Here is a 22,036-nt window from a genome sequence, read left to right as displayed (position 1 = left end):
GAACGGAGTGATGCTGAGGAGCGCCGTCATTGATCTGGGGCTCCCGGCGACGCACTCGGAGCCGTTGGGGGCGCTCCGGTCCCATGACTCGCGGCATGGGTGCGGTGAGTCGAGCCGTTGCCGTTGCGTGGCGCCGGTCGTTGCAGCTGCGCGTCGTGGCGCTGACGCTCGGGTTGTCCCTGGCGGTGATTTTGGCGCTCGGCTTCGTGTTGACTTCTCAGGTCACCAATCGCGTGCTGGACGTCAAGGTCAAGGCCGGCATCGAACAGATCGAACGCGCGCGCACCACCGTCGGCGGGATCGTTAGCGGCGAGGAGACGCGCTCGCTGGACAGCAGCCTGCAGCTGGCCCGCAACACGTTGACGTCCAAGACCGACCCCGCGTCGGGCGCCGGGCTGGCCGGCGCGTTCGACGCGGTGCTGATCGTGCCGGGCGACGGGCCGCGCGCGGCGACCACGGCCGGGCCCGTCGACCAGGTGCCGAATTCCCTGCGCGGCTTCGTCAAGGCCGGGCAGGCGTCGTACCAGTACGCCACCGTGCACACCGACGGATTCTCCGGTCCGGCGCTGGTCATGGGCACGCCGGCGTCGTCCCAGGTGGCCAACTTGGAGCTGTACCTGATCTTCCCGTTGAAGAACGAGCAGGCCACCATCACGCTGGTGCGCGGCACCATGATCACCGGTGGCGCCGTGCTGCTTGTGCTGCTCGCCGGGATCGCGCTGCTGGTCTCGCGCCAGGTGGTGGTGCCGGTGCGGTCGGCGTCGCGGATCGCCGAACGCTTCGCCGAGGGCCACCTGTCCGAACGGATGCCGGTGCGCGGCGAGGACGACATGGCCCGGCTCGCGGTGTCGTTCAACGACATGGCCGAGAGCCTGTCCCGCCAGATCACCCAGCTCGAAGAGTTCGGCAACCTGCAGCGCCGGTTCACCTCCGACGTCAGCCACGAACTGCGCACCCCGCTGACCACCGTGCGGATGGCCGCCGACCTCATCTATGACCACAGCGCCGACCTCGACCCCACGCTGGCGCGGTCCACCGAGCTGATGGTGAACGAGCTCGACCGGTTCGAGTCGCTGCTCAACGACCTGCTGGAAATCTCCCGGCACGACGCCGGTGTGGCCGAGTTGTCCGTCGAGGCAGTGGATCTGCGCACCACCGTGCAGAGCGCGCTCAGCAACGTGGGCCACCTGGCCGAAGAGGCCGGCATCGAGCTGCTCGTCGACCTGCCCGACGAGGAAGTGATCGCCGAGGTCGACACCCGGCGGGTGGAGCGGATCCTGCGCAACCTGATCGCCAACGCCATCGACCACGCCGAACACAAGCCCGTGCAGATCAGGATGGGCGCCGACGAGGACACCGTCGCCGTCACCGTCCGCGACTACGGGGTTGGGCTACGGCCCGGCGAGGAGAAGCTGGTGTTCAGCCGGTTCTGGCGGGCCGACCCGTCGCGGGTGCGCCGGTCCGGCGGCACCGGGCTCGGCCTGGCGATCAGCGTGGAGGACGCGCGCCTGCACCAGGGCCGGCTCGAGGCGTGGGGCGAGCCGGGCGAGGGCTCGTGCTTCCGGTTGACGCTTCCGCTGGTTCGCGGCCACAAGGTCACCACCAGCCCGCTGCCCATGAAGCCGATTCCGCCGACCGCCAACACCGGCCCGCAGCCGAAAGACCGTTCGCACCAACGTGAACACGCCGAGAGGAGCGGGTGATGCGGCGCCTGCTCGGGTTGTTGCTGCTGGCGGTGCTGCTGGGCGGCTGCGCGGGCGTGCCCAGCTCGTCGGCGCCCCAAGCCATCGGCACCGTCGAGCGGCCGGCACCGTCGAATCTGCCCAAGCCCACGCCGGGCATGGACCCCGACGTGTTGCTGCGCGAATTCCTCAAGGCCACAGCCGATCCCGCGAACCGGCATCTGGCGGCCCGGCAGTTCCTCACCCAGTCGGCATCCAACGCGTGGGACGACGCCGGCAGCGCGCTGCTGATCGACCACGTCGTGTTCGTGGAAACCCGTGCCGCCGAACGGGTTTCGGCGACCATGCGGGCGGATATCCTCGGCTCGCTGTCGGACATGGGGGTGTTCGAAACCGCCGAGGGGGTGTTGCCCGACCCGGGCCCGATCGAGTTGGTCAAGACGTCGGGCGGGTGGCGGATCGACCGCCTGCCCAACGGAGTCTTTTTGGACTGGCAGCAGTTTCAGTCCACCTACAAGCGCAACACCCTGTACTTCGCCGACCCGACCGGCAAGACCGTGGTCCCCGACCCGCGCTACGTCGCGGTCGCCGACCACGATCAGTTGGCCACCGAGTTGGTCTCCAAGATGATCGCCGGGCCGCGGCCGGAGATGGCCCACACGGTGCGCAACCTGCTCGCCCCGCCGCTGCGGCTGCGTGGACCGGTGACGCGGGCCGACGGCGGCAAGAACGGGATCGGGCGCGGCTACGGCGGCGCGCGCATCGATCTGGAGAAGCTGTCCACCACCGATCCGCACAGCCGGCAATTGCTTGCCGCGCAGATCATTTGGACCCTGGCCAGGGCCGACATCCGCGGGCCGTACGTCATCAACGCCGACGGCGCACCGCTGGACGACCGGTTCGCCGAGGGGTGGACGACCTCCGACGTCGCCGCCACCGACCCGGGCGTGGCGGACGGGGCGGGCGCCGGGCTGCATGCCCTGGTGAACGGCTCCCTGGTCGGCCTGGACGGACAGCGCATCAGCAACGTGCCGGGGGCCTTCGGGCGGATGGGGGATCAGACCGGGGCCGCGCTGTCCCGCAGCGGGCGGCAGGTGGCGTCCGTCGTCACGCTGCACCGCGGCGCGCCGGACGAGGCGGCGTCGCTGTGGATCGGTGACCTCGGTGGCGAAGCGGTCCAATCCGCCGACGGGCACAGCCTGTCGCGGCCGAGTTGGTCGTTGGACGACGCGGTCTGGGTAGTGGTGGACGGCAACAACGTGCTGCGCGCGATCCAGGAGCCGGCGTCGGGCCAACCCGCCCGCATCCCGGTCGATTCCGTCGCGGTGGCCACCCGTTTCCCGGGGCCGATCACCGACCTGCAGCTGTCCCGCGACAGCACGCGCGCCGCGATGGTGATCGGCGGCCAGGTGATCCTGGCCAGCGTCGAGCAGACCCAGGCCGGCCAGTACGCGCTGACCTACCCGCGGCGGCTCGGCTTCGGGCTGGGCAACTCGGTGGTGTCGCTATCCTGGCGAACCGGCGACGACATCGTGGTGACCCGCACCGACGCCAGCCATCCGGTGTCATACGTCAACCTCGACGGGGTGAACTCCGACGCGCCCGCCCGGGGCCTGCAGATGCCGGTGATCACAGTCGCGGCCAACCCGTCCACGGTTTACGTCGGCGCTCCGCAAGGGGTGCTGCAGTATTCGGCGGCGGCGGCCGAAAGCCAGCAGGGCTGGTCGGAGGTGCCGGGGTTGACGGTGTTCGGCGCGGCGCCGGTGCTGCCGGGCTGAGCTGGTCAGGCCATGTCGGTCCCGGCCGCGACACTGGCCCCATGCTCGACCTCATCCTGCCGCTGCAGTGCGGCGGCTGCGGTGCGCCGTCGACCCGCTGGTGTGACGCGTGCGCGCGGGAGCTGTCGGTGGCCGCCGACCAACCGCACGTGGTGAACCCCCGGATCGACCCGCAGGTGCCGGTGTTCGCCCTCGGCCGCTACGCCGGCGCGCGCCGGCAAGCCATCCTGGCGCTCAAGGAGCAGGGCCGCGGCGACCTCGTCGGGCCGTTGGCGGTTGCGCTGGCCACCGGCGTGCACCGGTTGCTGACGTGGGGGATCGTCGAGACGCCGCTGACCGTCGTGCCGGCGCCCACGCGTCGTTCGGCGGCGCGCCGGCGCGGCGGCGACCCGGTCACCCGGCTGGCGCGCACCGCGCTCGCCGGCCACCCGGCCATCGCGGTCGCCCCGGCGCTGCGGATGCGTGCGCTGGTTCGCGACTCGGTGGGCCTCGACGTGGCGGCCCGTGAGCGCAACGTCGCGGGCCGGGTGGTGCTGCGCGGAACACGGCGCCCCCCATCGGACGCCGAGGTCTTGATTGTCGATGACATCGTCACCACCGGGGCGACGGCCCGCGAGTCGGTGCGGGTGCTGGACGCCGCGGGCGTCCGGGTGACCGCCGTGCTGGCGGTCGCTGTCGCGTGAGGCTGTGTGGTCGCCAAGCGGATGTGAAGAACTCGCAACAGCTCAGCGAAATTACTGGCATGGCGAGGCGAACACGAGCTAACGTCGAGAACAACGTTAACCAACTCACTGGTCTGCCTCACTGGTCGCGACATTCCCAAAGTTGAGACCCCACTCGCGGGAAGGGGTGAGTATTCGACACCTTGCATCGGCGAGCACTCTGCGGCGGTGACTTCTTCTGAGGACCGCTCTCCCACCTCGTCGGCGCGTCGTTAGCAAGCCGGGCACGCAGGGCGCGTGCGACGTGAAAGAGAAACGAGTTGTCACGTATGTCAAGGCTATCCGTGGATTCCGGTCAGATTCTCGACCAACCGCCGACGCAAACCGACGGCCAACCTCAACCGACGACCACTGCCGAAGTCGTTTTCAAGGGCCGCAATGTAGAAATTCCCGACCACTACCGTCTGTACGTCTCCCAGAAACTTGCCCGCCTCGAGCGGTTCGATCGCTCCATCTATCTCTTCGATGTCGAGCTCAAACACGCGCCCAATCGGCGCCAGCGCAAATCCTGTCAACGCGTGGAGATCACCGCCCGCGGCCGCGGTCCGGTCAGCCGGGCGGAGGCCTGCGCCGACAGCTTCTATGCGGCGTTCGAGTCCGCGGTGGACAAACTCGAGAACCGGCTGCGCCGGGTCAAGGACCGGCGCAAGGTCCACTACGGCGACAAGACGCCGGTGTCGCTGGCCGCCGCCACCGCGGTCGTGCCGCCGCCGCGGCAGGAACGCATGGCGGAGCCGCCCGCCGACCATGACGGCGCCGACGCCGGCCACGAGCCCGGGCGGATCGTGCGAACCAAGGAGCACCCGGCCACGCCGATGACGGTCGACGACGCGCTCTACGAGATGGAGCTCGTCGGGCACGACTTCTTCTTGTTCCACGACAAGCAGACCGAACGGCCGTGCGTGGTCTACCGCAGGCACGCCTACGACTACGGGCTGATCAGGCTGTCGTAAGGTTCGGCGGCCTCTGCGGGGTTGTCACCTACCATGGGAGTCGCTCAAGAGAAGAGACTCCTACCAACAGGACCATCCCAAAAGGGGACAACACCGTGCTGTCGAAGTTGCTGCGCCTTGGCGAAGGTCGCATGCTCAAGCGTCTCAAGCGGGTGTCTGACTACGTCAACACCCTGTCCGACGAGGTCGAAAAGCTGACCGACGCGGAGCTGCGGGCCAAGACCGACGAGTTCAAGAAGCGGCACGCCGACGGTGAAAGCCTCGACGACCTGCTGCCCGAGGCGTTTGCGGTGGCGCGGGAGGCGGCCTGGCGGGTGCTCGACCAGCGCCCGTTCGACGTGCAGGTGATGGGCGCCGCGGCGCTGCACTTCGGCAACGTCGCCGAGATGAAGACCGGTGAGGGCAAGACCCTGACCTCGGTGTTGCCGGCCTACCTCAACGGCATCGGCGGCAAGGGTGTGCACGTCGTCACGGTGAACGACTACCTGGCCAAACGCGACAGCGAGTGGATGGGCCGCGTGCACCGCTTCCTCGGCCTGGACGTCGGCGTGATCCTCGCCCAGATGACGCCGGACGAGCGCCGCGTGGCCTACAACGCCGACATCACCTACGGCACCAACAACGAGTTCGGCTTCGACTACCTGCGCGACAACATGGCGCACTCGCTCGACGACCTGGTGCAGCGGGGGCACAACTTCGCGATCGTCGACGAGGTCGACTCCATCCTCATCGACGAGGCCCGCACCCCGCTGATCATCTCCGGGCCGGCCGACGGCGCCTCCAACTGGTACCTCGAGTTCGCCCGGCTGGCGCCGCTGATGGAAAAGGACGTCCACTACGAGGTGGACTTGCGCAAACGCACCGTCGGCGTGCACGAGCTGGGCGTCGAGTTCGTCGAGGACCAGCTCGGCATCGACAACCTGTACGAGGCCGCCAACTCGCCGCTGGTCAGTTACCTCAACAACGCGCTGAAGGCCAAGGAGCTGTTCAACCGCGACAAGGACTACATCGTCCGCGACGGCGAGGTCCTCATCGTCGACGAGTTCACCGGCCGCGTGCTCTACGGCCGCCGCTACAACGAGGGCATGCACCAGGCCATCGAGGCCAAGGAGCACGTCGAGATCAAGGCCGAGAACCAGACGCTGGCCACCATCACGCTGCAGAACTACTTCAGGCTCTACGACAAGCTCGCCGGCATGACCGGTACCGCCCAGACCGAGGCGGCCGAGCTGCACGAGATCTACAAGCTGGGCGTGGTGCCCATCCCGACCAACAAGCCGATGGTCCGCACCGACTGCTCCGACCTCATCTACAAGACCGAGGAAGCCAAGTACATCGCGGTGGTCGACGACGTCGTCGAACGTTACGAGAAGGGCCAGCCCGTCCTGATCGGTACCACCAGCGTCGAGCGCTCGGAGTACCTGTCGCGGCAGTTCCAGAAGCGGCGCGTCCCGCACAACGTGCTCAACGCCAAGTACCACGAGCAGGAGGCGCAGATCGTCGCCGTGGCCGGCCGCCGCGGCGGGGTCACGGTGGCCACCAACATGGCCGGCCGCGGCACCGACATCGTGCTGGGCGGCAACGTCGACTTCCTCACCGACCAGCGGCTGCGCGAGCGTGGCCTCGATCCGGTCGAGACCCCCGAGGAGTACGAGGCGGCCTGGCACGAGGAGCTGCCGCTGGTCAAGGAGGAGGCCGGCAAGGAGGCCGCCGAGGTGGTCGAGGCCGGCGGCCTGTACGTGCTGGGCACCGAGCGTCACGAGTCGCGACGCATCGACAACCAGCTGCGCGGCCGCTCCGGCCGGCAGGGCGACCCGGGCGAATCGCGCTTCTACCTGTCGCTGGGCGACGAGCTCATGCGCCGGTTCAACGGAGCCGCGCTGGAGGCGATGCTGAACCGGCTCAACCTGCCCGACGACGTGCCGATCGAAGCCAAGATGGTCACCCGGGCGATCAAGAGCGCGCAGACCCAGGTCGAGCAGCAGAACTTCGAGGTCAGAAAGAACGTCCTCAAGTACGACGAGGTGATGAACCAGCAGCGCAAGGTGATCTATGCCGAGCGTCGCCGCATCCTGGAAGGCGAGAACGTCAAGGACCAGGCGCTGGGCATGGTCCGCGACGTGGTCACCGCGTACGTCAACGGCGCGACGGCCGACGGCTACGCCGAGGATTGGGACCTGGAGGCGCTGTGGACGGCGCTGAAGACGCTGTATCCGGTCGGCATCGAGCACGAGAAACTGATGCGCCTGGACGGTGACTCCGACCGCGACGACCTCACCCGCGAGGAGTTGCTCGACGAGCTGCTCAAGGACGCCGAACGTGCTTATGCCGCAAGGGAAGCCGAGCTCGAGGAGCTCGCGGGCGAGGGCGCGATGCGGCAGCTGGAACGCAACGTGCTGCTCAACGTCATCGACCGCAAGTGGCGCGAACACCTCTACGAGATGGACTACCTCAAGGAGGGCATCGGGCTACGCGCGATGGCGCAGCGCGATCCGCTGGTGGAGTACCAGCGCGAGGGCTACGACATGTTCATGGCCATGCTCGACGGCATGAAAGAGGAGTCGGTCGGCTTCCTGTTCAACGTCACCGTCGAGGCGGTGCCGTCCCCGCAGGTCGCACCGGTGGAAACGCCGGAGGGGCTCAAGGACCTCGGAACCGCCGCCGACCAGGGCGACGCCGCCCCGGCCCCGCGGGAAGAGCCGCCAACCCAGTTGCGCGCCAAGGGCATTGACAACGAGGCCCCGGCCATGACCTACTCCGGCCCCTCGGAGGACGGCTCGGCGCAGGTGCAGCGCAACGGCGGCGACGGAAAGGCCCCGGCCGGGGTTCCCGGCGGGGCGAGTCGGCGCGAGCGGCGGGAAGCCGCCCGCCGGCAGGGCCGCGGCGCCAAGCCGCCCAAATCGGTGAAACGGCGCTAACCGCCACCCTTTTCGCGAATGTGCGGCTAGCTTCACACTCGGCGCCGAGCGTGCGGCTGGCTTCACACCCGGCGGGTGCCGGAAGATTTGAGGCAGCCGCCCCATGCGGTGTGGCCGTGCGGGCGCGCACCATTCACGCATGACCAAAGCACGCACCCCACTGGACGCCGCCACGGCCGTCCTGCAAAAGCCCGACCTGCCCGCCGGAGACGACGAACGGTTCGTCGGCTTCGGCGTGATGGGCCTCCCGTTCGCCGGCGGCCACTACCTGGCGCTGCGGGTGTTTCCGGCCACGTCGTTCTCGCCCGGCTACCGGTCGGTGTGGCACCGCGGCCCCGACGGGGCGTGGACCTTCTACGCGACGACGCCGGGCCCGCAGAGCTGCGCCCGCTTCTTCAGCGCGGCGACCCACAACGACGCGGTGCAGTGCGACATCGACGTCGCCTGGGTCACCCCGTGGTCGCTGTTCGTCGAGATCCCGGGATTGCTCGCCTGGCACATCGATATCGGCACCACAGTGTCCACCCGACTGATGAGCGCCGTCGGCGGCCGGTTGCCGTCGGGGGCGTGGACGAACCGGGCGGTGCTGGCCGCGATCGGCCGAGCCGCGGGCCCGACCCTGCGCGCCGGCCGGGTCCGGCTCTCGGGAACAGCGCCCAACGGGCAACGATTCATGATCGCCCCGGCGCGGGTATGGGCCGTGACGCAGTCGCGCGCCATATGGCGCGACGTGGACCTCGGGCCTGTCGGTCCGCTGCCGCGTCAACCGCGGCTGGCCGGTTTCCGGCCGCCGCGACGGGGCCTGTTCGTGGTGGGCTCGGGACATTTCGAAACGTTCGACGCCGACCGACATCATGCCGTCGGGCGCACTGTGCCAATCGGCTGACCGCGGGCCGATGAGCTGGGCACAATGAGGCCCATGTCGGAGCCCGAATTGCCGACCCGTGCGGAGCTGCTGGCGGCCCTGTCGGTGGCGATCGACCTCGGTCTGGGCCAGCCCGCCGAGCACATGCTGCGGGCGGCGCTGATCGCGACCAGACTTGCTGACCGGCTCGGGCTCGACGCGGAACAGCGGGACTGCACCTACTACACGACCTTGGTCATGTGGATCGGCTGTCACGCCGACTCGCATGAGTACGCGCGGTGGTTCGGCGACGACATCGCCGTGCGCCACGACTCGTATCTTGTTGATTGGTCGGGCTTACCGTACTTGCGGTTCCTGGCCGGGAACGTGGGGCGCGGCCACCCGCTGGCGCACCGGTTGAGCGTGATGGCAACGCTGTTCGCCAACGCGCGCGGCCACATCTCCCGGTTGATCCACTCGCATTGCACCTCGGCGGCCGTGCTGGCCGACCGGATCGGCCTGGGCCCCAACGTGCAGGCGGCGGTCGCGTTTGCGTTCGAGCGCTACGACGGCGGTGGGCTGCCCGCCGGAGCCCGGGGCGACGAGATCCCGATTCAGATGCGGATCGCCCAGCTGGCCGACATGGTCGAGGTGCACCACCGGACCTATGGCGTTGCGGGGGCCGTGGCCATGGTGGGCGACCGGCGCGGCGGACAATTCGATCCCCAGGTCGCCGACGCCTTCCTTCGCCACACCGAGGAGGTTCTGGCCGGCCCGCCGGCCGGCGACGCGTGGGCGGCGGCTCTGGCCGCGGCGCCCGATCGGCATCGACGGCTTGACGACCGATCGCTGGACGCGCTACTCGTCGCCCTCGGCGACTTCGTCGATCTGAAATGCCCGTTCACCCTTGGACATTCGCGTGCGGTGGCCCGGCTCGCCGGGGACGCCGCGCGAGCCGCGGGTGTCGACGCCCACGCGGTGGCCTTGACGCGGCGAGCGGGGCATGTCCACGACCTGGGCCGCATCGGGGTGTCGAATCAGATCTGGTCCAGGCAAGGATCGTTGACGGCCTCGGAGTTCGAACGCGTTCGGCTGCACCCGTATTTGACCGTGCGCATCCTCAACCAGGTATCCGGCCTGCGGCAGCTTGCCGAAGTCGCGGGCAATCACCATGAATGCCTTGACGGGTCGGGATATCCCCGCGGGCTCGCCGGGCCGGCGCTCGGCCCGCCGGACCGCATTCTGGCTGCGGCGGTCTGCTACCAGTCCGCTTGCGAGCCGAGGCCGTATCGCGAACAGATGTCGCCGGACGCGGCGGCCCGGCGGCTGCGCGGGCGGGTGCAAGCCGGTGAACTCGAATCGGTCGCCGTCGAAGCAGTGCTGCACGCGGCGGGTCAGCCGGCGCAACGGCCCCACATGCGGCCGGACGGGTTGACCCCCAGGGAGATCGAGGTGCTGTGCCTGGTCGCGCGCGGCGCCTCGAACAAGGAGATCGCGGCGTCGTTGGTGATCAGCGAGAAAACAGCCCGCAACCATGTCGAACGGACCTACGCCAAGATCGGCGTATCGAACCGCATCGGCGCCAGCATGTACGCGCTGCACAACGGACTAGTCAAAAATGCCTAGGGCCCCGCTCGCCGAAGATGAGGCAAACGACCTATATCCGAACGTGTGTGGCCGGCGGACACTTAGCCCATGAAGCGATACTTGACGCTTGGTTACGGCGCCGCGGCGTACCTGCTCTTCCTCGCGGCTTTTCTGTATCTCATTGGTTTCGTGGGCAACCTCGCGGTGCCGCGAAGCGTCGATCACGCGCTCACCGCGCCAGTCACCGCGGCGATACCCATCAACGCGGCTTTGGTGGCCTTGTTCGGCCTCCAGCACAGCGTGATGGCCCGGCCCGCGTTCAAGCGATGGTGGGTGCGGTTGGTGCCGACGTCGATCGAGCGCAGCACCTATGTGCTGCTGTCGAGCGTGGTGCTGGCCCTGCTGTACTGGCAGTGGCGGACGATGCCGACGGTCCTTTGGGATGTGCGGATGCCGGCGGCCCGCGCGGCGTTGTGGGCGCTCTTCTGGCTCGGCTGGGCGATCGCGCTGCTGGCGACGTTCCTGATCAACCATTTCGATTTGTTCGGGCTCCGGCAGGTGTATCTGGCATCGCGCCAAAAGCCTTACACCAGTGTCGAATTCCGCGTACGTCTGCTCTACCGCGTGGTGCGTCACCCGCTGATGCTCGGGATGCTCATCGCGTTCTGGGCGGTGCCGACCATGACGGCGGGACACCTGCTGTTCTCGATCGGCATGACGACCTACGTCCTGATCGCCACGCAGCTCGAAGAGCGTGACCTGGTCGCGTCGATCGGCCACCCCTATCGCGAGTACCGCCGCGAGGTGTCGATGCTGCTGCCGATTCCGCGCCGCCAGGCCACGGGCGTTGCCCGGCAGGGCTGAATCTTTGTAATTGGTTAGCGGCTCGGCGATCGGATGACGGCGCCTGCAGTCGACCTGTCAGGATTGACGGTATGGATGTCAAGGAGGTGCTGCTGCCGGGCGTCGGCCTTCGCTACGAATTCACCGATCACAAGGGCGACCGCATCGGCATCATCGCGCGGCGCAGCGGCGATTTCGAGGTCGTCGTCTACGCCCGGGAGGACCCCGACGAGGCCCGGCCGCTCCTGCACCTCAGTGACGAAGAGGCCGAGGCGGTGGCCCAGATCCTGGGGGCACCGCGCATCGCGGAGCGGTTCACCGAGTTGGCCCGCGAAATACCCGGACTCGAGACGGGGCAGGTCCACATCCTGGCCGATAGCCCCTTCGTGGGCCATCCCCTGGGCGACACCCGCGCCCGCACCCGCACCGGCGCCTCCATCGTCGCGATCGTGCGAAACGAGGAAGTGCTGGCCTCGCCGGGTCCGGCCGAAATGCTCTATGCCCGAGACGTTTTGATTGTCATCGGCACCCAGGACGGCATCGCCGGCGTCGAACAGATCATCGACAAGGGCTGAGCCGGTGCAAGTTTCGTGGGCGCTGCTGTTACAACTCGGCGCCCTCCTGGCCACGCTGGCCGTAGTGGGCGCCATCGCACGCCGATTCGCCCTGTCTCCGATCCCGGTGTACCTGCTGGCGGGCTTGTCCCTGGGTAAGGGCGGGATCCTACCGCTGGACGCCGGCGGCCAGTTCATCACCACGAGCGCGCCCATCGGCGTCGTGCTGCTGCTGCTCACCCTGGGCCTGGAGTTCTCCGCCGCCGAGTTCGCCGCCAGCCTCCGCCACCACCTGCCGTCGGCGGGTGTCGACGTCGTCCTCAACGCGGCGCCCGGTGCGATCGCCGGCTGGCTGCTGGGATTGGACGGCGTGGCGATCCTGTGCCTGGCCGGCGTCACCTACATCTCCTCCTCGGGTGTCATCGCGCGGCTGCTGGAGGACTTGCACCGGCTCGGTAACCGGGAGACGCCGGCGGTGCTCTCCGTGCTGGTCCTCGAGGACTTCGCGATGGCGGCCTACCTGCCCCTGTTCGCCGTCCTGGCATCCGGCGGCGGCTGGCTGCACGCCGTCGTCGGCATGGTGGTGGCGGTGGCCGCGCTGTTGGCGGCGTTCGCCGCGTCCTACCGCTGGGGCCACCACGTCGGCCGGCTGGTCGAGCACCCGGACTCCGAACAGCTGCTGCTGCGGGTGCTGGGCATCACCTTGATCGTGGCGGCGCTGGCCGAATCCCTGCACGCGTCGGCCGCGGTCGGCGCGTTTCTGGTGGGGCTGACACTGACCGGGGAAACGGCGGACCGGGCCCGCCGGGTGCTGGGCCCGCTGCGGGATCTGTTCGCCGCCATCTTCTTCCTGGCGATCGGCTTTTCGGTCGATCCGCACGCGCTGGTCCCGATGCTTCCCGCGGCGCTGATCCTGGCCGCGGTCACCGCGGCGACCAAGGTGGCCACCGGGATCTTCGCCGCCCGGCGCGACGGCGTGGCGCGGCGCGGGCAACTGCGCGCGGGTACCGCGCTGGTCGCCAGGGGCGAATTCTCGCTGATCATCATCGGATTGGCGGGCACGTCCATTCCGGCGGTCGCCGCATTGGCGACGGCGTACGTGTTCATCATGGCGATCGTGGGGCCGGTGCTGACCCGCTACACGGGTGGCCCGCTGGCGCCGACCGCCGGGCCCGCGCGCTGACGGGCGGTCAACCGATGTGCAGGGCCACCACCAGCCAGCCGGCGCCGGCGGGCGCCCGCTCGACGCGGCAGGCGATGGCGTGGATCCGGTTGCCGCGGCTGTACGAGCCGGAGACCTCGGCCGCGGCCTCCGGGTCCCGACCGGACGGCTGCAGGCGCAGCCGCCGGAGCACCGCCGCGCCCTGCCGACCGGCGGCCGCATGGCCCACCGAGACGACGGAATCCACCAGGCTTGGCGTCAGCAACGGGCGCAGCTGGGCGGCGGGGCGGCGGCGGTCGATGACCTCCAGCACGCGGCGCAGCGCCGCGTCGGCGAACACCGCCGCCTGCCGCATCGGCCCCGACAGCGCGGCCCGCGGCTCCTCGGGCGGCTGATTGCCGGGCGGGCAGGGCCGGTGCGGCGCGTGGGCGCTGCGCCGGCGCAACGGTGCGCGGGACGACGGCAGGCAGGAGGGAACGCTTCGTGGCACGTCTTGTGCCGGGGGCTCGTAGTCGACGACGGGCAGGACGGCGAACGCGCCGGGCGGACCCGCGACAGGACTGATGTTCAACGCGCACTCTCCAACTCTTCGGCCGAACCGGGAGCCCGCTGGAGAGTGGCAGGCAGTGGTCATCATGGCACAACTCGGGCTCGCGCGTACCCGCGCTCGGACGCCGCCCGGCCGGACGATTACCGTGGGCGACAAATCTCCTTCAGCAACAGGGCGATCATTCGGTGAGGAGGACTGCGCCCTATGGTGACCCGGCTGTCCCCATCGGACGCGGCGTTTTTTCGCCTGGAGAACACCGCCACCCCGATGTACGTCGGATCACTGTCGATCCTGCGCCGGCCGCGCGCCGGGTTGAGCTACGAGACGCTGCTGGCCACCGTCGAGCAGCGGCTGCCCCAAATTCCGCGCTATCGGCAAAAGGTCCGGGAGGTGCGGGTCGGGTCGGCCCGGCCGGTCTGGGTCGACGACGGCGACTTCGACATCACCTATCACGTCCGGCGCTCCGCCCTGCCCTCCCCGGGCAGCGACGAACAACTGCACGAGCTGATCGCCCGGCTGGCCGCCCGGCCGCTGGACAAGTCGCGGCCGCTGTGGGAGATGTATCTGGTCGAGGGGCTGTCCAAGAACCGCTTGGCCCTTTACACCAAGTCGCATCAAGCCGTCATCAACGGCATGACGGCGCTGGAAATCAATCACGTCATCGCCGATCGCACCAAGCGACCGCCGCCCTTTCCCGAAGACATCTGGGTGCCGGAACGCGACCCGGGTGACGCGCGGCTCATCTTCGGGGCCATCGGCGATTGGTTCGTGGGGCCGGGCACCCAGCTGCAGGCCGTCGGCTCGGCCATCGGCGGGCTGGTGACCAACAACGGCGGCGAACTCCTCGCCGCCGGCCGCCGGATCCTCGATTTCGCGCGCACCGTGGCGCGCGGCACGGCACCCAGCAGTCCGCTCAATGCCACCGTGTCGCGCCACCGGCGGTTCACGGTCGCGTGCGGCAACCTCGACGACTACCGCACGGTGCGCGCCCGGTACGACTGCGACGTCAACGACGTGGTGCTCGCGGTGATCGCCGGCGCCCTGGGCAGCTGGCTGATGTCACGCGGGGTGGCGGTGTCGCCGACCGCGACGGTGCGGGCCATGGCGCCGCTGTCCATCTACGCCGACGGTCAGCTCGATGCGACCGGGCCCGGTCAGGCCATCAGCCAGGTGATGCCGTTCTTGGTCGACCTGCCGGTGGGGGAGCCGAACGCGGTGGTGCGCCTCTCGCAGATCGCGCACGCCACCGAGTCGAACCCGACGGCCGCCCGCCTGGTGGACGCCAGGACCATCGTCACACTGTCGGGGTTTGCGCCACCCACGTTGCACGCCATGGGCATCCGGGTCGCCACCAGCTTCCCCACCTTTTCCAGGCGGACGTTCAACCTGCTGATCACCAACGCGCCCGGGGCCCAGTCGCAGATGTACATCGCCGGCACCAAATTGCTCGAGACCTATGCCGTCCCGCCGCTGTTGCACAACCAGGCGCTGGCCATCAGCGTGACGTCGTACAACGGCATGCTGTATTTCGGCATCAATGCCGACCGCGAAGCGATGAGCGACGTCGAGCTGCTGCCGGGCCTGTTGAACCAATCGCTCGAGGAATTGCTGGAAGCTTCCCGGTCGTAGTCGGAGGTCAACCTTGCTGCCTGGATCTATCATCCGTTGATATGAGCATCGCGACCAAAGACGGCGAGTCCGCGAAGGCGCACAGCAAGAAGTCGGCTTCGCCGCCCGTGCGCAAGGTGCCCGACGAGATTTATCGAGCCGAATTGTTCCGGCTGCAAACGGAATTCGTCACGCTGCAGGAGTGGGTGCGGCACACCGGCGCCCGCGTCGTGGTCATCTTCGAGGGCCGCGACGGGGCGGGCAAGGGTGGAACCATCAAGCGGATCACCGAATACCTGAACCCGCGGGCCGTCCGCATCGCGGCGCTGCCCGCGCCGACGGAGCGCGAGCGCGGACAGTGGTACTACCAGCGCTATATCGCCCATCTGCCGGCCGAAGGGGAGATCGTGCTGTTCGATCGGTCGTGGTACAACCGCGCCGGTGTCGAGAAGGTGATGGGATTCTGCACGCCGCAGGAGTACGTGCTGTTTTTGCGGCAGACACCGATCTTCGAGCAGTTGCTGATCGACGAGGGGATCCTGCTCCGCAAATATTGGTTCTCGGTTTCCGAGGCCGAACAGCTGCGCCGCTTCAGGGCGCGGCTGAATGATCCTGTGCGGCAATGGAAATTGTCAACGATGGATCTGCAATCGGTTTACCGGTGGGAAGAATATTCGCGGGCCAAGGATGAGATGATGGTGCACACCGATACCTCGTTCAGCCCTTGGTATGTGGTGGAATCGGACATCAAGAAGCACGCGCGGCTGAACATGATGGCCCATTTGCTGTCGACGATCGACTACCACGAGGTGGAACGGCCGAAGATCAAACTTCCGAAACTTCCGCTGCCTGCCGTGAGTTACCAGCGCCCGCCGCGCGACCTGGCGACGTATGTCGACGACTTCGCGGCCACGTTGATCGGGGACTGAGCCATCCAGGTCTACATTCCGGCCACGCTGGCCATGTTGCAGGGCCTGGTGGCCGACGGCTCGTTGCGGCCCGTCAACGGCACCGCGTTCGCCCTGACGCCGACGTTGCGTGAGGCGTACGCCGAGGGCGACGACGACGAGCTCGCCGAGGTCGCGCTGCGCGAGGCGGCGCTGGCGTCGCTGCGCCTGCTGGCCGACACGGAAGCCGAAGGGGCGCCCGGATCCCTGCCGCCGCGGCGCGCGGTGCTGGCCGCCGAGGTGGGCGACGTCACCTTCCGTCCCGACCTCGACGACGCGGTGGTGAGACTCGGCGGGCCCGTCGCGCTGGCGGACGTGATCGCCGCGTACGTCGACAATGCGGATGCCGAGCCGGCCGTGACGAAGGCGATCGAGGCCATCGACGCCGCCGACCTGGGCGATGAGGACGCCGAACTGATTGTTGGCGACGCGCAGGACCATGACTTGGCGTGGTACGCCAACCAGGAGCTGCCGTTCCTGCTCGAGCTGCTGTAGGGGCGAAGGGTGGCGTGTTCTCGGCCACGACGCTAGCTACGCAACCGTAGGTTACGGTACCGTAGGTTTCGTGAGGCCCACCGAATCGACCACAATGGTCAGCGCAAGTAAGACGCCGCGTAGTGAGCAGGAGCCTCCCCTGGGCAGACGTAACCCATCGATCACGGGCAACGTCGTCGAAACCACGCGGCCAGTCGTCGCCGGCGCCGACCGGCACCCCGGTTGGCACGCGCTGCGCAAGCTGGCCGCCCGCATCACGACACCACTGTTGCCAGACGACTACCTGCATCTGGCCAATCCCCTGTGGTCGGCGCGGGAAGTGCGGGGCCGCATCCTCGAGGTGCGCCGCGAGACGGAGGATTCGGCGACCCTGGTGATCAAGCCGGGGTGGGGCTTCAACTTCGACTACCAGCCGGGTCAGTACATCGGGATCGGTCTGCTGATGGACGGACGCTGGCGCTGGCGGTCGTATTCGCTGACGTCCAGCCCCGCCGCGACGTCCGGGTCCGGCTCGGCGCGCACGGTGACCATCACGGTGAAGGCGATGCCCGAAGGGTTTCTGTCGTCGCACCTGGTGGCGGGCGTCGAGCGGGGGACCATCGTCCGGCTGGCCGCCCCGCAGGGCAACTTCGTGTTGCCCGACCCGGCGCCGTCATCGATCTTGTTCCTCACCGCCGGATCCGGGATCACGCCGGTAATGTCCATGCTGCGAACGCTGGTGCGCCGCAACCAGATTGGCGACATCGCGCACGTCCATTCGGCGCCGACGGAATCCGACGTGATGTTCCGGGCCGAGTTGGCCGCGCTGGCGGCCGACCATCCGGGCTATCGCCTACTGCTGCGGGAGACCCGTACCCAGGGCCGTCTCGACCTCGCCCGGCTCGACCACGACGTATCGGACTGGCGCGAACGGCACACCTGGGCCTGCGGGCCGGAGGGCATGCTGACCCAGGCCGAGAAGATCTGGTCGGCGGCAGGCATCGGTGACCGGCTGCACCTGGAACGGTTCGCCGTGTCCAAGGCCGCGCCGGCCGGCTCCGGCGGAACGGTCACCTTCGCCCGGAGCGATCGCGCCGTCGTCGCCGACGCGGCGACGTCGTTGATGGACGCGGGGGAGGGTGCAGGCGTGCAGATGCCCTTCGGCTGTCGAATGGGTATATGCCAGTCGTGCGTCGTCGGCCTGGTGGAGGGGCACGTCCGTGACCTGCGCACCGGCGCGGAACACGACCCGGGCACCCGGATTCAGACCTGCGTGTCCGCCGCTTCCGGCGATTGTGTGCTCGACATCTGAAGGCTACTCACAGGTAACCTACGGAATCGTAGGTTACGATAACGTAGGTCTGGACCTGGTTTAGGACGGACAAATCGACCGCAGGGAGAAAAAGACGATGGCGATCACCGACGTCGACGTATTCGCCCATTTGACGGACGCCGACATTGAAAACCTGGCCGTTGAGCTGGACGCCATCCGCCAGGACATTGAAGACTCTCGCGGCGCGCGCGACGCCCGCTACATCCGCCGCACGATCGCGGCCCAGCGCGCGCTGGAGGTGGCGGCCCGGCTGACGCTGGCCGCCAGCTCGAAGCGCTCGGCCTGGTGGGCCGGGACCGTCACGCTGGGCGTGGCCAAGATCATCGAAAACATGGAGATCGGCCACAACGTCATGCACGGCCAGTGGGACTGGATGAACGACCCGGAGATCCACTCCTCGACGTGGGAGTGGGACATGAGCGGGTCGTCGAAGCACTGGCGCTACACCCACAACTTCGTGCATCACAAGTACACGAACATCCTCGGGATGGACGACGACGTCGGCTACGGCTTGCTGCGCGTCACCCGGGACCAGCGCTGGAAGCGCTTCAACCTGTTCAACCTGGTCTACAACACCCTGCTTGCGCTGCTCTTCGAGTGGGGCGTCGGCCTGCAGCACGTGGAGCTCGGCAAGATCGTCAAGAAGCGGATGGAGCAGGACGACGCCCGCCAGCGGGTGGACGAGTTCCTGGCCAAGGCCGGCCGGCAGGTGGTCAAGGATTACGTCGCGTTCCCGGCGCTGACCGCGCTGTCACCCGGCGCCACCTACCGATCCACGCTGAAGGCCAACGCGGTCGCCAACATAATCCGCAACGTGTGGGCCAACGCCGTCATCTTCTGCGGCCATTTCCCCGATGGCGCAGAGAAATTCACCAAGACCGACATGATCGGCGAGACCAAGGGGCAGTGGTACCTGCGCCAGATGCTGGGCAGCGCCAACTTCGAGGCCGGGCCGGCGCTGCGGTTCATGAGCGGCAACCTGTCCCACCAGATCGAGCACCACCTGTTCCCGGACCTGCCGAGTAACCGGTATGCGGAGATCGCGGTGCGGGTGCGCGAGATCTGCGACAAGTACGACCTGCCCTACACCACCGGGTCGTTCCTGGTTCAGTACGGCAAGACGTGGCGCACGCTGGCCAAGCTGTCGCTGCCGAACAAGTACCTGCGCGCCGACGCCGACGACGCTCCGGAAACCCGCAGCGAGCGCATGTTCGCCGACCTGGAGCCCGGTTTCGCGGGCACCGACCCGGAGACCGGCCGGCGGCGCGGGCTGAAGACAGCCATCGCGACCGTGCGTGGCTGGCGGCGCGCCAAGCGTGCGCAGCGTGACGCGCAGCGCGCGGTCGGCGGCGCGGACGACCTGGCCGCCTAGCCTTTCCGCCGAGCACGTTCGGCGCTTCGGTCGTTCGCCATACTGGGACACGTGCAGGTGTTCGTCGGATCGCAGGTGTCGCACTGGGATTTTCCGCGTAGCACCGCCAGTGTCGCGTTGATGACCGAGTTCGGTTGCGAGAACGGCCTTGCCGTGGCGGACCTGCTCGAGGGAACCGGCCTGTCGCAGGCCGACCTGCACGACCACAACCGGATGATCGTCGGACGCCAGGAGCTGGCGGTCGTGACGAACCTGGTGAACCTGCTGGGGAACCCGGCCGACCTCGGGGTGCGGGTGGGCCGCAGCTATCACGTCGGATCGTTGGGCATCTTCGGGTTCGCCTGCCTGACGAGTTCGACGCTGGGCGACGCCGTCCGGTTCGCCGCCCGGTTCTACGAGCTCAGCTACGGCTTCTGCCTGCCGACCGTCATGGTCGAGGGGCCGGTCGCGGCAATGCGGCTCGACCTGCCCGACTTGACCGGGCCGGTTGCGGAGTTTCTGGTGCGGCGTGACCTGGCGGCCATCGCCCGGGTCATGGCGGAGATGCTGGGCCGCCCGGTCCCGTTCACCTCGATCGAGTTCGCAGGCCCGGCGCCCGCATCGGGAGACGCCTTGGCCCGCAAGGCATTCGGCGTGACACCCCGCTACGACTCGCCGGCCAACGTGGCGCGCTGGCCCGCCGCCCTGCTGGACAACCCGCTCCCGCAGGCCAGCGAGATGACCGTGGCCATGTGCGAGCAGCAGTGCCTGGCGCTGTTGGAACGCCGCCGGGAGCGGTCCGGTGTCGCCCGGCGGGTCCGCGACCGGCTGGCGTCGGTTGATGGCGAACCCCACACGATCGCGGCCGTCGCCCGGCAGCTGGCGATGAGCGAGCGGACGCTGCGGCGGCGGCTCGCCGAGGAAAACACGAGCTTTCGCGACCTGGTCGAAGAGGTGCACCGGGTGCTCGCCGAGGAGCTGTTGGCGACGGGCGCGCTGTCGGTCGACGACGTCGCGCTGCGGCTCGGTTACGCCGAGGCGACGAGCTTCATCGCCGCGTTCAAGCGGTGGACCGGCACCACACCCGCGCGCTATCAGCGTTCGGTCGCGCCGCGGGCCCGGCTGCAGACCGTCTGATCGTGGCCGGAATCATGGATTTGCCGACCGCAATCGGCTGTCGGCAAGGCGCAACGCGCCCCTAACTTTGGAGTCATGACTTCGACTCGTCCTCGCGTGCTGGTGATCGGGGCCGGCTTCGGCGGCCTGGCCGCCGCCTATGAGCTGTCCAGGGATGGTCTCGCCGACGTGACGGTGCTGGAGAAGGCCGACGACATCGGCGGCGTCTGGCGGGAGAACACCTACCCGGGTGCCGCCTGTGACGTCCCGTCGAACCTGTACTCCTACTCCTTCGCCCGGAAGTCCGACTGGGGCCGGCGATACGCGGAGCAGCCCGACATTCTCGGTTACATTCACGACACCGCCGATCGGTTCGGCCTTCGCGACCTGGTGCGGACCGGGGTGGAGGTCACCTCGGCCCGCTACGACGACGGAACCGCCACGTGGCGGGTGGAGACCTCGACCGGCGACGTGTTCGAGGCCGACGTGCTGGTGCCCGCGGTCGGGCAGTTGTCGCGCCCGGCGCTGCCGAACATCCCGGGACTCGACACCTTCGCGGGCCCCTCGTTCCATTCCGCGCAGTGGCGCCACGACGTCGAGTTGGCCGGCAAGCGCGTCGCCGTCCTCGGCACCGGCGCGTCGGCGATCCAATTCGTGCCGCGCATTCGCGAGACCGCCAAGCACGTGACCGTCTTTCAGCGGTCCGCCCCGTACATCATCCCCAAGCCGGATCGCGCCTACACCGACGCGCACCACGCCGCCTTCCGCACGGTGCCCGGCTTCTCCGCCGCCATGCGCGGGCTGATCTGGGAGATCTCGGAGTCCTTCGGCCTCGCGCTGACCAAAGCCGCCCCGCTCGCCCGGCTGGTGGGTGTCGCCGCGTCGGCAAACCTCAAGCGCCACATCAAAGATCCGGTGCTGCGGGCCAAGCTCACGCCCGACTACCCGATCGGCTGCAAGCGCGTGCTGTTCAGCAGCGACTGGTACCCGGCGCTGGCCTGCGACAACGTCGACGTCGAGACCGACACGATCACCGAGGTGACGCCCGCGGGTGTGCGCACGGCCGACGGCCAGGGTCACGAGGTCTTGCATGAGGTAGACGTCATCATCTACGGCACCGGATTCAAGGCCACCGAATTCCTCGCGCCGATGACGATCACCGGCCGCGACGGCCGGGACCTGCAGTCCGAGTGGGCCGCCGGGGCGCGCGCCCATCTCGGTATGGCGGTGCCCGGCTTCCCGAACATGTTCCTGATCTACGGGCCGAACACCAATCTCGGCAGCAGCTCGATCATCCTGATGATGGAGCAGCAGGCCCGCTACATCCGCCAGATCACCGAGGAGCTCGCGCGCGGGGGTGTGGCCCGCGCGTTCGAGGTCCGGCGCGACGTGGAGCAGGCGTACGACGCGGAGATCCAGGCCCGCCTGGACGCCGGCGTCTGGACCAGCTGCGACTCCTGGTATCGCACCGCCTCCGGCCGGGTCACCACCAACTGGCCGGGGCTGGTGCACGAATACCAGCGCCGCACAAGGGCAGTGGCTTTCGCGGACTACGAAGTGGTGTTACCCGACCGCGCGGGCACGAAGGTCGGTGCGTGACCCGATTCGACGGCC

At 68.7% G+C, this 22,036-nt stretch carries 18 protein-coding genes; 17 read left to right on the top strand and 1 reads right to left on the bottom strand.

Features of this window, described 5'->3' with window-relative positions:
* Positions 1-29: 29 nt before the first annotated feature.
* The 10 genes from mtrB to A5709_RS06305 all read left to right on the top strand — a co-directional run bounded on the left by mtrB (position 30) and on the right by A5709_RS06305 (position 13,064).
* The gene (mtrB, locus tag A5709_RS06350) at positions 30-1,703 is read left to right on the top strand and encodes an MtrAB system histidine kinase MtrB (protein ID WP_082953600.1); all 1,674 of its coding nucleotides are present in this window, start codon (positions 30-32) and stop codon (positions 1,701-1,703) included.
* Complete coding sequence (gene lpqB / locus A5709_RS06345; RefSeq protein ID WP_197501119.1) at positions 1,703-3,460, top strand: MtrAB system accessory lipoprotein LpqB; 1,758 nt, start codon at positions 1,703-1,705, stop codon at positions 3,458-3,460. Before mtrB ends, lpqB begins: the two co-directional genes overlap by 1 nt.
* Before the next feature lie 41 nt (positions 3,461-3,501).
* Positions 3,502-4,143 carry a ComF family protein gene (locus tag A5709_RS06340; protein WP_067947647.1) on the top strand — a complete coding sequence of 214 codons (642 nt, stop codon included), beginning with the start codon at positions 3,502-3,504 and terminating at the stop codon, positions 4,141-4,143.
* A 323-nt stretch (positions 4,144-4,466) separates the two neighbouring features.
* Positions 4,467-5,135 (top strand): ribosome hibernation-promoting factor, HPF/YfiA family, encoded by a 669-nt coding sequence (hpf, locus tag A5709_RS06335; RefSeq protein ID WP_067947648.1) that lies wholly within the window; start codon positions 4,467-4,469, stop codon positions 5,133-5,135.
* 95 nt (positions 5,136-5,230) lie between these two features.
* Positions 5,231-8,053: a preprotein translocase subunit SecA gene (gene secA / locus A5709_RS06330; RefSeq protein ID WP_067947649.1), complete on the top strand. Its 2,823-nt coding sequence runs from the start codon at positions 5,231-5,233 to the stop codon at positions 8,051-8,053.
* Between the two features lie 139 nt (positions 8,054-8,192).
* Positions 8,193-8,939 (top strand): hypothetical protein, encoded by a 747-nt coding sequence (locus A5709_RS06325; RefSeq protein WP_068118864.1) that lies wholly within the window; start codon positions 8,193-8,195, stop codon positions 8,937-8,939.
* Positions 8,940-8,972: 33 nt separating this feature from the next.
* A complete protein-coding gene (locus tag A5709_RS06320; protein WP_082953599.1) occupies positions 8,973-10,523 on the top strand; it encodes an HD domain-containing phosphohydrolase in 1,551 nt (516 codons plus the stop codon).
* A gap of 69 nt (positions 10,524-10,592) precedes the next feature.
* Positions 10,593-11,348 carry a methanethiol S-methyltransferase gene (gene mddA, locus A5709_RS06315; RefSeq protein ID WP_068118859.1) on the top strand — a complete coding sequence of 252 codons (756 nt, stop codon included), beginning with the start codon at positions 10,593-10,595 and terminating at the stop codon, positions 11,346-11,348.
* Between the two features lie 71 nt (positions 11,349-11,419).
* Positions 11,420-11,902, top strand: a complete 483-nt coding sequence (locus tag A5709_RS06310; protein WP_067947657.1) for a cation:proton antiporter regulatory subunit — start codon at positions 11,420-11,422, stop codon at positions 11,900-11,902.
* A gap of 4 nt (positions 11,903-11,906) precedes the next feature.
* The gene (locus tag A5709_RS06305) at positions 11,907-13,064 is read left to right on the top strand and encodes a cation:proton antiporter (protein ID WP_067947659.1); all 1,158 of its coding nucleotides are present in this window, start codon (positions 11,907-11,909) and stop codon (positions 13,062-13,064) included.
* Between the two features lie 7 nt (positions 13,065-13,071).
* Here A5709_RS06305 and A5709_RS06300 read toward each other — a convergent pair whose 3' ends face one another.
* A complete protein-coding gene (locus A5709_RS06300) occupies positions 13,072-13,614 on the bottom strand; it encodes an Rv3235 family protein (RefSeq protein WP_197520089.1) in 543 nt (180 codons plus the stop codon).
* Between the two features lie 183 nt (positions 13,615-13,797).
* Here A5709_RS06300 and A5709_RS06295 point away from each other — a divergent pair, with 183 nt between their 5' ends.
* The 7 genes from A5709_RS06295 (at position 13,798) to A5709_RS06265 (ending at position 22,021) form a co-directional block, all read left to right on the top strand.
* Entirely contained in the window at positions 13,798-15,222 is a 1,425-nt protein-coding gene (locus A5709_RS06295; protein ID WP_068118856.1) for a wax ester/triacylglycerol synthase family O-acyltransferase, read from the top strand.
* Between the two features lie 41 nt (positions 15,223-15,263).
* Positions 15,264-16,130 (top strand): polyphosphate kinase 2, encoded by an 867-nt coding sequence (gene ppk2 / locus A5709_RS06290; protein ID WP_068118853.1) that lies wholly within the window; start codon positions 15,264-15,266, stop codon positions 16,128-16,130.
* Positions 16,131-16,163: 33 nt separating this feature from the next.
* Complete coding sequence (locus tag A5709_RS06285; protein ID WP_067947667.1) at positions 16,164-16,643, top strand: hypothetical protein; 480 nt, start codon at positions 16,164-16,166, stop codon at positions 16,641-16,643.
* A 94-nt stretch (positions 16,644-16,737) separates the two neighbouring features.
* On the top strand, positions 16,738-17,934 hold the full coding sequence (locus A5709_RS06280; protein ID WP_369806153.1) for a ferredoxin reductase: 1,197 nt from the start codon (positions 16,738-16,740) through the stop codon (positions 17,932-17,934).
* Between the two features lie 97 nt (positions 17,935-18,031).
* Positions 18,032-19,327 carry a fatty acid desaturase gene (locus A5709_RS06275; protein WP_067947669.1) on the top strand — a complete coding sequence of 432 codons (1,296 nt, stop codon included), beginning with the start codon at positions 18,032-18,034 and terminating at the stop codon, positions 19,325-19,327.
* Positions 19,328-19,378: 51 nt separating this feature from the next.
* Positions 19,379-20,443 carry an AraC family transcriptional regulator gene (locus A5709_RS06270; protein ID WP_082973799.1) on the top strand — a complete coding sequence of 355 codons (1,065 nt, stop codon included), beginning with the start codon at positions 19,379-19,381 and terminating at the stop codon, positions 20,441-20,443.
* A gap of 75 nt (positions 20,444-20,518) precedes the next feature.
* Positions 20,519-22,021 carry an NAD(P)/FAD-dependent oxidoreductase gene (locus A5709_RS06265; RefSeq protein ID WP_068118850.1) on the top strand — a complete coding sequence of 501 codons (1,503 nt, stop codon included), beginning with the start codon at positions 20,519-20,521 and terminating at the stop codon, positions 22,019-22,021.
* Positions 22,022-22,036: the final 15 nt, after the last annotated feature.

It is taken from the genome of Mycobacterium sp. E1386 (genome assembly GCF_001672745.1).
In the GTDB taxonomy this organism is placed as follows: domain Bacteria; phylum Actinomycetota; class Actinomycetes; order Mycobacteriales; family Mycobacteriaceae; genus Mycobacterium.
The sequence above is the reverse complement of the archived record's forward strand: the minus strand, read 5'-3'. Positions and strand labels throughout refer to the sequence as shown.